The 11,948-nt window shown below is 71.1% G+C and carries 11 protein-coding genes and 1 pseudogene; 5 read left to right on the top strand and 7 right to left on the bottom strand.

All coding sequences use genetic code 11. The annotated features are described in order from the left end of the window. Positions 1-36 precede the first annotated feature (36 nt). Entirely contained in the window at positions 37-783 is a 747-nt protein-coding gene (locus AB0I15_RS38635; protein WP_358107174.1) for an SDR family oxidoreductase, read from the bottom strand. A gap of 71 nt (positions 784-854) precedes the next feature. After that, positions 855-1,277, bottom strand: a complete 423-nt coding sequence (locus tag AB0I15_RS38630; protein ID WP_358107171.1) for a MarR family transcriptional regulator — start codon at positions 1,275-1,277, stop codon at positions 855-857. Between the two features lie 142 nt (positions 1,278-1,419). Between AB0I15_RS38630 and AB0I15_RS38625 the strand changes: the two genes are divergently transcribed. Beyond that, the gene (locus AB0I15_RS38625; RefSeq protein WP_358107168.1) at positions 1,420-2,508 is read left to right on the top strand and encodes a hypothetical protein; all 1,089 of its coding nucleotides are present in this window, start codon (positions 1,420-1,422) and stop codon (positions 2,506-2,508) included. Here the strand turns inward: AB0I15_RS38625 and AB0I15_RS38620 are convergent. Then, positions 2,505-2,927, bottom strand: coding sequence for a sterol carrier family protein (locus tag AB0I15_RS38620; protein WP_358107393.1), 423 nt, complete (start codon positions 2,925-2,927; stop codon positions 2,505-2,507). The two genes, AB0I15_RS38625 and AB0I15_RS38620, sit on opposite strands and share 4 nt — an antisense overlap. A gap of 129 nt (positions 2,928-3,056) precedes the next feature. Between AB0I15_RS38620 and AB0I15_RS38615 the strand changes: the two genes are divergently transcribed. Beyond that, a complete protein-coding gene (locus AB0I15_RS38615; protein ID WP_358107165.1) occupies positions 3,057-5,117 on the top strand; it encodes a PhoX family phosphatase in 2,061 nt (686 codons plus the stop codon). A gap of 34 nt (positions 5,118-5,151) precedes the next feature. Then, positions 5,152-7,026, top strand: coding sequence for an ABC transporter ATP-binding protein (locus AB0I15_RS38610; protein WP_358107162.1), 1,875 nt, complete (start codon positions 5,152-5,154; stop codon positions 7,024-7,026). Here the strand turns inward: AB0I15_RS38610 and AB0I15_RS38605 are convergent. Then, on the bottom strand, positions 6,993-8,405 hold the full coding sequence (locus AB0I15_RS38605; RefSeq protein WP_358107159.1) for an MFS transporter: 1,413 nt from the start codon (positions 8,403-8,405) through the stop codon (positions 6,993-6,995). The genes AB0I15_RS38610 and AB0I15_RS38605 overlap by 34 nt on opposite strands. Before the next feature lie 73 nt (positions 8,406-8,478). On the opposite strand from AB0I15_RS38605, the gene AB0I15_RS38600 reads away from it, so the two are divergent. Further along, positions 8,479-9,132 (top strand): TetR family transcriptional regulator, encoded by a 654-nt coding sequence (locus AB0I15_RS38600; protein ID WP_358107390.1) that lies wholly within the window; start codon positions 8,479-8,481, stop codon positions 9,130-9,132. Between the two features lie 205 nt (positions 9,133-9,337). After that, positions 9,338-9,517: a hypothetical protein gene (locus AB0I15_RS38595; RefSeq protein WP_358107156.1), complete on the top strand. Its 180-nt coding sequence runs from the start codon at positions 9,338-9,340 to the stop codon at positions 9,515-9,517. Here AB0I15_RS38595 and AB0I15_RS38590 read toward each other — a convergent pair. The 3 genes and pseudogenes from AB0I15_RS38590 to AB0I15_RS38580 all read right to left on the bottom strand — a co-directional run. Continuing rightward, a pseudogene (locus AB0I15_RS38590) lies at positions 9,510-9,770 on the bottom strand (type II toxin-antitoxin system PemK/MazF family toxin); the annotation flags it as partial. The gene AB0I15_RS38595 and the pseudogene AB0I15_RS38590 overlap by 8 nt on opposite strands. Before the next feature lie 15 nt (positions 9,771-9,785). After that, complete coding sequence (locus AB0I15_RS38585; RefSeq protein WP_358107153.1) at positions 9,786-11,228, bottom strand: MFS transporter; 1,443 nt, start codon at positions 11,226-11,228, stop codon at positions 9,786-9,788. A 45-nt stretch (positions 11,229-11,273) separates the two neighbouring features. After that, complete coding sequence (locus AB0I15_RS38580; RefSeq protein WP_358107150.1) at positions 11,274-11,936, bottom strand: Crp/Fnr family transcriptional regulator; 663 nt, start codon at positions 11,934-11,936, stop codon at positions 11,274-11,276. Positions 11,937-11,948: the final 12 nt, after the last annotated feature.

Below are 11,948 nucleotides of genomic sequence, written 5' to 3'. Positions count from 1 at the left end.
TTGACGACTTCCGTGCTCGCACACCCGGGGCCGATATCACGGTGCGTGTGCTGACCTGCCCGCATTCGAACCGTCCCGGATGATCTCTCCCGTGAGGTTGCGGTTCGCGGCGGATCCGAGGAAGACGATGAGCGCCGCCATGTCGTCGGCGGTGGAGAGCCGGCGGCTGGGTGTGCGGGCCGCCAGCCGGTCGAGGGCCTCCTGGGGGATGTGGACGGGCCGGTCGGTGATCGTGAGCCCGGCGACGGCCACGTTGACCAGGATGCCGTCGCGGCCGGCCTCCCATGCCAGGGCGCGGGCCAGGCCGTGCAGGGCCGCCTTCGCGGTCCCGTACGGCCCCGGCCCCGGCACCCCCTCCTCCGCGATCCCCGACGAGACGAACACGATCCGCCCGAACCCCTTACGCCGCATCTCCGGCAGCACGGCCTGGGCGAGCAGGGCGTTGCCGGTCACGTTCGCGTGCAGGGCGGCGGACCACTCGGCGGCCGGCACGTCCTCGAACGCCACGCTGCCCGGCATGAGGGTGCCCCAGCGGACGGCGTTGGCCACGAGCGCGTCCACAGGGCCGCTCTGCGCGACCGCGGGCGCGATGGTGGCGTGCTCCTCCAGGTCCAGGTGTACGGCCGCCGCCTGGCCGCCCTCCGCCCTGATCCGCTCGACCACGCCGGCCGCCCGGTCCGCGCCGGTGTTGTAGGTGATCGTGACCCGCGCGCCGGTCCTGGCGTAGGCGAGCGCGGTGGCGGCGCCGATGCCGGACGAGCCACCGGTGATGAGCACATGCATGGAAAACTCCTAGTTAGCCGACTAATTAGCCAGCTAACCCACCTGCATGGCTCCTCCGCAAGGGCGTTTCGCTAGGAGTGAAACGGCGGATGGGGCATGGCACGGATGAGCCGGGACAGCAGGTCGCGCTCTTCGGGCGTGAAGTCCCGCAACATGCTCTCGTCCATCCGGTTCCAGATCTCCTCGACCGGCTCGCGCAGGGCCTTGCCCGCGTCGGTGAGGTGCACCCGGCCCACCCGGGGCCGCTCGGGGTCGGGGGCCCGGTAGACGACGCCCGCGCGCTCCAGGCGCTGAAGGGTCTTGGTGACGGTGGGAGGTTCGACGCCGAGTCTGGCGATCAGCTCGCCCTGGGTCAGGCCGTCCTCCCGCCATAGCTGGTTGAGCAGCAGTTCCTGGCCGACGTGCAACCCGAGCGGGACCAGCGCGGCGGCCAGTTGGTTGCGGTGCGTCTTCATGACCATGATCAACGCGTACGTCAGGGTCTCGTCCAGCATGCACTCATCTTGCCCTCCGCCTGCCGTTTTGGCGCATGGTGACCCAAGGATGAGCGCCCTCTTACCGTGTCGCGCGGTTTAGCCGGCGCCTTCCGCGAAAGGGTGAAGTATCCGGCACGCAGACCCGTCGGGAGACGCAGACGTGACCACACCTGGGGACCCGCGCGAAGACCGTCCCGAAGAGGACGAGTCCGGCCACACTCCACCGCCGCACACGCCCGAGTGGTGGAGCGAGGGCACGTTGGAGGAGGACGAGCGGACGCCCGCCCAGCCCCCGCGCGAGAAGGGGGCCACGGGCGGCGAGGACCCGGGCATGTGCATGATGCCCGGCGAGGGGCCCGACGAGAAGCCCGGTGAGAGGCCCGGGGAGAGGCCGGGTGAGAGGCCCGGTGAGAGGCCCGGGGAGAGGCCGGGTGGCGAGGAGCCGATCACGCCGCGGCCGCCCGTGGTGCCGCGGCCCGACGCGCCGCCGGAGCGCGGCCCCGCCGGGGAGCCGTCCCACCCCGACCTGCCGACCTCGCCGGAGACTCCGAGGCCGACGGGGGACGACGCCGAGGAGACGCAGGTGTACCGGGTTCCGGGCGCCACCCCCACCTACCCGGGCTGGGAGGGCGCCCCACCGGAGGGCGAGGCGCCGGGCAGGCAGTCGCCGTCGCGTTACGACCAGGAGCCGAACTTCGCCCCGCCACCGGACGAGCCGTCCCGGAACGAGCCGTCCCGGAACGAGCCCCAGCAGGGCGAGCCCCGCCAGAACGAGCCGTACCAGAGTGGGCCCTACCAGAACGAGCCTTACCGGAGCGAGCCGTCCCGGAGTGACGAGCCGACGGTGCCGGGCACGACGCCCTCCAGCCCGTACGGCGGCCCGCCCGGCTACCCGCCCCCGCCCCCCGGCGCCTACGGAGCGCCCTACCAGCAGCGGGCCCAGCCGGGCAGCGGCCTGGCCACCGCCTCGCTCGTCCTCGGCGTGGCCAGCCCCTTCCTGGTGTTCGTCTGCTTCACCGGCCTGATCACCGCGATCCTGTCGATCGTCTTCGGCTGCGTGGCGCTGGCCAAGCAGGCGGGCAAGGGCCGCGCCATCGCCGGCATCGTCATCAGCATCCTGTCGCTGATCCTCTTCGCGATCGTGGCCATCTGGTTCTGGAACGTGGTCCAGGAGTGCGCCCACCTGCCCGGCCAGCTCGCCGACCAGTGCTTCGAGGACCGCTTCCCCTGGATGAACGGCAGCCGCTAGAGCGGCAGATGCGCTGACAGGTCCGCGCGGGAGCCGCTGGCGGCGACCGCGCCCTTGGCCATGGCCTCGGCCCAGGTCAGCCGGCCGAGGGCGAGCTCGATCCAGGTGCGCCCGTCCGTTTCGACCACGTTGGGCGGGGTGCCGCGGGTATGGCGGGGCCCGGGGATCGCCTGGACGGCCGCGTACGGCGGGACGCGTACTTCGACGGTCCTGCCCGGGGCCGCGGTCGCCAGTTTGTCGAGCAGATAACGCACCGCCTGCCTGGCCGCGTCGCGCTCGGGCTGCCGCCCGCGGTCGTACGCCGCCAGCACGGCGGCCACGAGCGCGTCGGGCATGGCGGACGCCGGCCCGTCGTAGGCGGGTTCGTCGAGGGCGATGAGCTGGCCGTCGAGGGCGGATCTCAGCTTTTCCTGGTCCATCTTGCGTGGTGGCACCCCAACATTGTCTCCCGGGAAGCGTTCACCGAGATGGAGGTCGTCGTTCACCTGTGGTTTCGACGGCGACCGTAGCCTCCCCGCCGTACAACCGCGCACATTTATGGAGGACCTGTGGCGAACCCCAACGGGGTCGGGCGGCCGCTGCCGCTGCTTTCCACCCCGCACAAAGGTGGCCGATCCGCCCTGACCTGCCAGTTCCGCTGCGGCAACGCGTGCGCGCATGACGTGGCGAACACGACCTCGAACGCCTACTTCGGCGACGTGGTGAAGGAGGCGCTGTCGCGGCGCGGCGTGCTGCGGGCCGGGGCGCTCGGCGCCCTCGTGGCCGGCGTGGGCGTGGCGGGGGCCGTACCGGCCCTGGCCGACGAGCCGGCACCGACTCCGACGCCGACGCGGCCCGCGCCCGGCGGACCGTCTTTCACCCCTGTGCCGCCCAACAAGGACGACGCGTTGACCGTCCCGGACGGCTACCAGTCCTCCGTGGTCGTGCGCTGGGGCGACCCCGTGCTGCCGGACGCGCCGGCCTTCGACTTCGACAACCAGACCGCCGACGCCCAGAACAAGCAGTTCGGCTACAACTGCGACTTCGTGACGGTGTTCCCGATGGGCACCGACCGGGCGCTCATGTGGGTCAACCACGAGTACTCCAGCGAAGGCATGATGTTCCGCGGTTACACCGGCGGCGCCGCGGCCACCTTGGAGCAGATCAAGATCGGGCTCGCCGCGCACGGCGGCTCCGTCGTGGAGATCGCGCGGGTGGGCGCCACCGGCCAGTGGAAGCTGGTCACCGGGGGCCGCCGCCGCTACAACCGGCGGATCACCGCTCAGACCCCCATGAAGTTCACCGGCCCCGCGGCCGGCAGCGACCTGCTCAAGACGGCCGCCGACCCCGACGGCCGCACGCCCCTCGGCATGCTGAACAACTGCGCGGGCGGCACCACCCCGTGGGGCACCGTGCTGACCGCCGAGGAGAACTTCGACCAGTACTTCGTCAACGGCGACAAGGTGCCCGAGGCGCAGAAGCCGTACATCTCCCGTTACACGATCACGACCGGCACCCCTTCGAGCAGCCGCAGGTTCGACCGCGTGGAGGAGCGCTTCGACCTGGCCAAGCACCCGAAGGAGGCCAACAGGTTCGGCTGGATCGTCGAGATCGACCCGTTCGACCCCGAGTCCACGCCGGTCAAGCGCACGGCGCTGGGCCGGTTCAAGCACGAGGCCGCCACCACGACGTTGGCCGAGGACGGCCGCCTGGTCGTCTACATGGGCGACGACTCCCGCTTCGAGTACATCTACAAGTTCATCTCGAAGGACCGCTTCATCACCGGCAACGACGCCCACAACCGGGCGCTGCTGGACGAGGGCACCCTGTACGTCGCCAAGTTCACCGGCGACAGCCCGGCCTCCGAGATCGACGGCACGGGCAAGCTGCCCGCCGACGGCGACTTCGACGGCTCGGGCGAGTGGATCCCGCTGGTCTCGGGCACCACGTCGCACGTGCCCGGCATGTCGGCCATCGAGGTGCTCGTCTACACCCGCACCGCGGCCGACAAGGTGGGCGCCACCAAGATGGACCGCCCCGAGGACATGGAGCGCAACCCGATCACGGGCGGCGTGTACGTGGCCCTGACCAACAACACCAACCGCACCCCGGCCCAGGCCGACGAGGCCAACCCGCGCTCGTCGAACAAGCACGGCCACGTCCTGGAGATCCTCGAGCAGGGCAACGACGCGGGCCAGACCTCGTTCGCCTGGTCGCTCCCGCTGGTCTGCGGCGACCCGAAGGACCCGGCCACGTATTTCGCCGGGTACGACAAGACCAAGGTCTCCCCGATCTCCTGTCCCGACAACGTCACGTTCGACCGCGACGGCAACCTGTGGATCTCCACGGACGGCAATGCGCTCGGCACCAACGACGGCCTGTTCGTGATGCCCGTCAAGGGCGCGGAGCGCGGCCACCTGCGCCAGTTCCTCACGGTCCCGATCGGCGCCGAGACCTGCGGCCCCCTGGTCTCCAATGACCAGCGCAGCGTGTTCGTCGCCGTGCAGCACCCCGGCGAGGTCGACGGCGCCTCCCCGGACAACCCGGGCAGCCGCTGGCCCGACAACGGCCAGCCCCTGCCCTCGGTCGCCGTGGTCTGGCACGCCCAGGGCCAGAAGGTCGGCTCTTGACCTCAAGTTAAGTTGAGGCCATAGCGTCCATGCCATGAGCATGGAGATGACCGCTTGGCACCAGCTTTACTCGATGAACAACCGGCCGGAGCGTCGCCCCCTGTCGCGGGTGACGCTCCGGCGCATAGTGGGCTTCGCCCGTCCGCACCGCCGAAGACTCACCCTGTTCCTGCTGCTCAGCGTGGTGACGGCGGGGCTGGCGGTGGGCTCGCCGCTGCTCGCGGGGCGGGTCGTGGACGCCATCTTCAAGGGCGAGCCGCTGGACGTGGTCGTCGTGGTGGCGCTGCTGATCGCGGGCCTGGCGATCGCCGAGGCGGGGCTCGGGCTGCTGATCCGGTGGCTGTCGGCGGGCCTGGGCGAGAGCCTGATCCTCGACCTGCGCACGGCCGTCTTCGACCACGTACAGAAGATGCCGATCGCGTTCTTCACCAGGACCCGCACGGGCGCGCTGGTCAGCCGCCTGAACAACGACGTGATCGGGGCGCAGCGGGCGTTCACCGACACGCTGTCGGGTGTGGTGGGCAACCTCGTGACGCTCATGCTCACGCTCGTCGCGATGATCGGCATCTCCTGGCAGATCACGCTACTCGCGCTGCTGCTGTTGCCGGTGTTCGTGCTGCCCGCCCGGCGCATGGGTACCAGGATCGCCCGGCTGCGGCGCGAGGCGGCCGACCACAACGCGGCCATGGGCACGCAGATGACCGAGCGCTTCTCGGCGCCGGGCGCGACGCTGGTGAAGCTGTTCGGCCGGCCCGCGCACGAGTCGGCCGAGTTCGCCGGGCGAGCCCGCCGCGTCCGCGACATCGGGGTGCGCTCGGCCATGACCCAGTCGGCCTTCGTCACCGCGCTGACCCTGGTCTCGGCGCTGGCCCTGGCCCTCGTGTACGGCCTCGGCGGCTTCTACGCCCTGCGCGGGGAGCTCGCCCCCGGCGCCCTGGTGGCGATGGCCATGCTGCTCACCCGCCTCTACGCCCCCTTGACCGCCCTGGCCAGCGCCCGCGTGGACGTGATGAGCGCCATCGTCAGCTTCGAGCGCGTCTTCGAGATCCTCGACCTCAAACCCCTCATCCAGGACAAGCCGGACGCCCGCGTGGTCCCCGAAGGGCCGGTGGCGGTCGAGTTCGACGACGTGCGCTTCGCCTACCCCTCGGCCGACAAGGTCTCGCTCGCCTCGCTGGAGGAGGTCGCCACGCTCGACTCGCGCGGCGGCGTCGAGGTGCTGCACGGCGTCTCGTTCCGGGCCGAGCCCGGCCAGATGGTGGCCCTGGTCGGCTCCTCGGGGGCGGGCAAGTCCACGATCGCGCAGTTGCTGCCCCGCCTGTACGACGTCGACTCCGGCGCCGTACGGCTCGGCGGCGTGGACGTCCGCGACCTGAGCGCCGACTCCATCCGCGACACGCTCGGCATGGTCACCCAGGACGGCCACCTCTTCCACGAGACGATCAGGGCGAACCTGCTGCTGGCCAGGCCGGAGGCGAGCGAGGAGGAGGTCTGGGACGCGCTCACCAGGGCCAGGCTCGCCACCCTCATCGAGTCGCTGCCCGACGGTCTCGACACGGTCGTGGGCGAGCGCGGCTACCGGCTGTCCGGCGGCGAGCGCCAGCGGCTGACGATCGCCCGGCTGCTGCTGGCCAGGCCCAGGGTGGTGATCCTGGACGAGGCCACGGCGGCGCTCGACTCCACCTCGGAGGCGGCCGTGCAGGCGGCGCTCGGCGAGGCGCTGGAGGGCAGGACCGCCGTGGTGATCGCGCACCGGCTCTCCACGATCCGCGCCGCCGACGTGATCCTGGTGATCGAGGACGGGCGGGTGGTCGAGCGTGGCACGCACACCGACCTGCTCGCCGCCGGGGGCCGCTATGAGGAGCTGTACCGCACTCAGTTCGACGAGCCCACCGTGGCCGCCGCCTGAGGCTCGTCGTCGCGCTCCATGGGGGCGGGGCGTAGCGAGTGGAGCGCGACCGGGATCGCCGCCAGCACCACGACCGCCGCGATGACCAGCGTGAACTGGTAGGCGTCGAGGAAGGCCGGCAGCGGTGCCTGGTCGCTCGCGCTCTGCCTGGCGCTCAGGAACGCCCCCAGCACCGTGATGCCGAGCAGGCCGAACACCTCGCGGGAGACGTTGAGCATGCCCGAGGCCACGCCTGACCTCTCCTTGGGCATGCCGTTGAGGATGGCGGCCGTCAGGGGGACCAGCATGCCGCCGCCGAGGCCGTACAGGATGAACCAGGGCGCCACGTCGGCGTAGTCGCCGTCGGCGCCCACGCGCGAGATCAGGAAGATCGCGCTGCCCATGAGCGCCATCCCGAGCGCCACCGTGCGGCCGATGCCGATCGCCGCGCTGATCGACTGCGACAGGAGCGCGATCACGAACATCACCAGCGCCATCGGCACGAACGCGCCGCCGGCCTCGGTGGGGGAGAAGCCGAGCACGTTCTGCAGCCACAGGGCGCTGAAGAAGTAGATCCCGAACACGCCGAATGACCAGATCCCGCTGGTGAGCAGCCCTCCGGTGAACACCCGTGACCTGAACAGCGACATCACGATCATCGGCTCGGCGGCCCGCGACTCGGCCAGCACGAACGCCACGGCCGCCGCCGCGAACACGCCGAACGCGGCCAGGATCTCCGGCGAGGTCCAGCCGGCGGCCTGGCCCTCGATGAGCGCGTAGGTCAGGGCGAACAGGGCGATCGCCGAGGTGGCCAGGCCGGGCAGGTCGAGGTTGTGGCGTACGCGCTCGAACGCCGGCCTGACGGCCCACAGTGCCAGCCCGAGCGTCGCCAGCCCGATCGGGACGTTGATCAGGTAGATCCAGCCCCAGTGCAGGTTCTCGCTGATGAAGCCGCCCGCCGCCGGGCCGAGGGCCATGGAGAGCGCCCCCGAGGCGCTCCAGATGCCCACGGCCCTGCCGCGCTCGGCCGGGTCGGGGAAGATCTGGCCGATCAGCGCCAGCGCGGTCGGCGTGAGCAGCGCGGCCCCGACCCCCTGTACGGCCCGCGCCCCGATCAGCATCCCGCCGGAGGTGGCCAGCCCGGCCGCCAGCGACGAGAGTGTGAAGATCGTCAGCCCGCCGAGGAACACCCTGCGGGCCCCGAACACGTCCGCGAGCCGCCCGCCGACCAGCATGAGCCCGGCGAAGACCAGGATGTACGAGCTCACGATCCACTCCAGCCCCGAGATCGTGAGCCCGAGGTCCCGCTGGATCGTCGGCAGGGCGACGTTCCCCACGTTGTTATCCAAATAGGTCATGAAGGTGCCCAAAGTCACCGCGACCAACGCCCACCAGCGCATGACGACATCCTCCTATACAGCGTACTTGTACGTCGTATAGTTGAACTTGTACGGCGTATAGTTGTCAACCGTGATGGGAAAACTGACGGCGCGGGCGATCGCGGACCGTGCCCTGGAGATCGGCGACGCCGAGGGCCTCGACGCCGTGACGATCAGGCGCCTGGCCACCGACCTCGGCGTGACCCCGATGGCCCTCTACTGGCACTACAAGAACAAGGAGCAACTGCTCGTCGGCATGGCCGACCACCTGATCGGCGGCTTCGCCCCCAAGCCCGCCGACGAGCGGCCCTGGCAGGAGCAACTGCGCGACCTGACGGAGGGCCTGATCAGGACGCTGCGCACCCACCCCTGCGCCAAGAACGTGATCGAGCAGATCGACCCGGTCGAGGTGCCGAACTTCCTGACCGTCTGGGACCGGGCGCTCGGGCTGGCCCGCACGGCGGGGTTCGGCGTGGAGGAGAGCTGCCTGATCACCAAATACATCCTGCAGAGCGCCATCGCCATCGCCGACGCCCCGGTCCACCACCAGTCCGGCCGGTCGGACGAGGAGGCCGAGCAGATCGTCAGGACCAAGAAGGCCGGCCTGCAGTCACTGCCGACCGACCGCTACCCGCACCTGGTGGAGATGGCGGGGCCACTGGTGGCGGGCATGGACTCGGCCCTCTACGACACCTTCGGCGTCGACCTCGTCCTCAGCGGCATCGAGGCCCTGGCGACCCGGCGGTAGAGCAGCGATGTCCTGACGACCACACCGGCGGGGCGACCGTGTCCAGCGTGGCCGTGGCCCACGAGGTCGAGGCGATGGGCGGGCGCGGCATCGCCTGCCTCAACCCCCCGTGACCGCAACCTGCTGGGCTTCCGGCGCGACCTGCTGACGGCGGCGGCGTACCTCGCCCGCCTTCCGTCTGGGTGCGGCCGCCGCGTTGCGCCCGTTGCCGGCCTGGAAGCGTACGGCCGACTTCCTGTTCTCTCAGGTGAGCTTCTCGGTGGAGGCCCAGCTCCGCTGGCGCGAGGAGCACCCGGCCGCCGCGCCCGTCTACGCCGGCGTCCACCTCATCCCGGTCTCCCGCTACCGCGACGTGGAATCCCGGCTCTCCGCCGCCCTCAGATGAGGCCGAGCTTCAGCATGAGGGCACGATCCAGCGCCGTGATCTCGTGCGCTTCGAGCGTGCCCCTGAACTCGCCCAGCCTCGACGGAGACACGGAGTAGATCTGGTCTGTCAGGATGCGCGACTTCGTGTCGTCGAACTCCACCTCTGGCCGGTAGCCGGCGGGCCCGGCGCTCGTGGAGGTCATGGCCACCGTGATGGTGCTCGTGGCGAAGCGATCCGACTGAATGATCACCCCATGGCGGCGGCCCTGTTGCTCGTGGCCGCGAGCTTAATGCGCGCGCGGCCGGGCGAGGGTCGCGAGGGCCAGGCCGGCCAGGGCCACGGTGAACAGCACCGCGTACGCCCGCTGGAACCCGTCCATGAGCTGCCCCACCGCCACCGGCGAGAGCCGGGACAGCGTCCCCGCGTAGACCTGCTCGCGCAGTGCCGGCCCCACAGAGGCGGTCAGGACGCTGAGCGACAGGCCGACACTGATCACGATGCCGACGTTCATGATCATGACCCGGAAGCCGTTGACCACCCCCAGACTGCCCACCGGCAGCGCCCGCATGACCTGGGTGGTGTTGCCGGTGAGGAACGTTCCGCTGCCGCAGCCGGCCACGAACAGGCCGATCCCGATCACCCAGTAGGGCGTGGCGGGGTCGGCCGTCAGCATGAGGGTGCCGAGCCCGGCCGTGGTCATCGCCGCGCCGCCGATCGACAGCGCGTACGGCGACACCCTCCGCCCCAGCATCCCCACGATCGGGGAGGCCAGCCCGATCCCGACGGGCACGGGCAGCACGCTCAGCCCCGCCGTGAACGCGTCCACGCCCCTGGCCGCCTGGAAGTACAGCGCCACCACGAGGATCAGCGCCGAGCGGGCGAGGGCGTTGCAGAACGAGGCCGCGTTGGCGTAGGCCAGCAGCCGCCCCCCGAACAGCCGCAGATCCAGCACCGGGTTCGAGGAGCGCCGCTCGGCCAGCACGATCAGCGGCAGCAGCACCACGAAGACGGCCGCCCCGGTGAGCACCACGGGGCTGGACAGCCCGCCCGAGCCCGCCTCCGACAGCGCCAGCAGCACCGCCGACAGCGCCGCGAACAGCAGGACGTTGCCCAGCGCGTCCACCGGTTCCTTCGGCCGCCTGGGCATCTTGCGCAGCAGCGACGCGCCCACCCCGAGCGCGATCAGCCCGGCGGGCACGTTCACCCAGAAGATCCACTGCCAGCCGGCGACCTCCGCGATCAGGCCGCCCAGCGTGGGCCCGGCCAGTTGCGCCACCGACAGGGTGCCGATGTAGACGCCCATGCCCTGGCTGAGCCGGTCGGGCGGGAACGCGTCGGTGATGATCACCGTGCCGTTCGCCAGGATCATCGCCGCCCCGACGGCCTGTAACACCCGCATCGCGATCAGGAACCACACGTCCGGCGACAGCCCGGCCAGCAGCGAGGCCAGCGTGAACAGGCCGAACCCCGCCAGGTACACCTCCCGCCTGCCGAGCAGGTCGGCCACGCGGCCGAAGAACACCAGGCTCGCGGTGTTGACCAGCAGGAACGCCAGCAGGATCCACCCCGACTCCAGGGCGTTGGCCTGGAAGTGCCGCACCACCGCCGGCAGCGCGACGTTGAGCGTGCTGCCGGCGATGCCGATGAGGACGAGACCCAGGCTGGTGACCGCGCACACCCGCCAGGCATAGCGGAGACGGTTGTCGTCCTGGGGGGTGACCGCGACCATGCCCTCCACTATGACGTACGACGTACGTCCGTTTTGTGCCAGGGGTTACCGGGCGCGCTTGCGCAACCCGTCGATGTCGTGGATCACCACGCGCCGCCGGCCGGTCTCGATCAGGCCCCGGTCGCGCAGCGTGCGCAGCGCCTTGCTGACGGCCTCGCGGGAGGCGCCGGTCCAGCCGGCCAACTCGTCCTGCGACAGCGGGAGCGCCACCCGTACGCCGCTGTTGGTCTTCTCCCCGTAGCGGTCGGCCAGTTCCAGCAGCCGCGTCGCCACCCGCCCGGTGGTGTCGAACGCGCCGTACTCGATGCGCTTGCGGTCGGCGTCGCGCAGCCGCCCGCTGACGAGCTGCATGAGCAGCACGGCCACGCGCCCGTGGGTCTCCAGGAAGGAGGGGAAGTCGCGCACCACGATGCCGGAGATCGGCTCCAGCGCGGTGACGGTCGTCGAGCGCGGCGAGCCGTCGATGGCCGACAGCTCGCCGAGCAGCGCGCCGGGACCGCGTACGGCCAGCACCACCTCGGTGCCGCTGCTCGTGTGCGAGGAGCACTTGACCCGGCCCTCCAGCAGCAGGAGAACCCAGTCGGAGGTGTCGCCCTCGGTCATGATGGTGGTGCCTCGGTCCCAGCGCCGTGGCCGTCCGGCCGAGCGCAGGGCCTCGGCCTCCTCGTTGGTGAGCATGGACAGGAACTCGCCGGGCTCTGGATCCATGCGCCCGATTAT

Source organism: Nonomuraea sp. NPDC050643, from assembly GCF_040654715.1.
Lineage (GTDB): Bacteria > Actinomycetota > Actinomycetes > Streptosporangiales > Streptosporangiaceae > Nonomuraea.
Note: the sequence above shows the minus strand (reverse complement) of the source record. Positions and strands in the feature narration are given on the sequence as shown.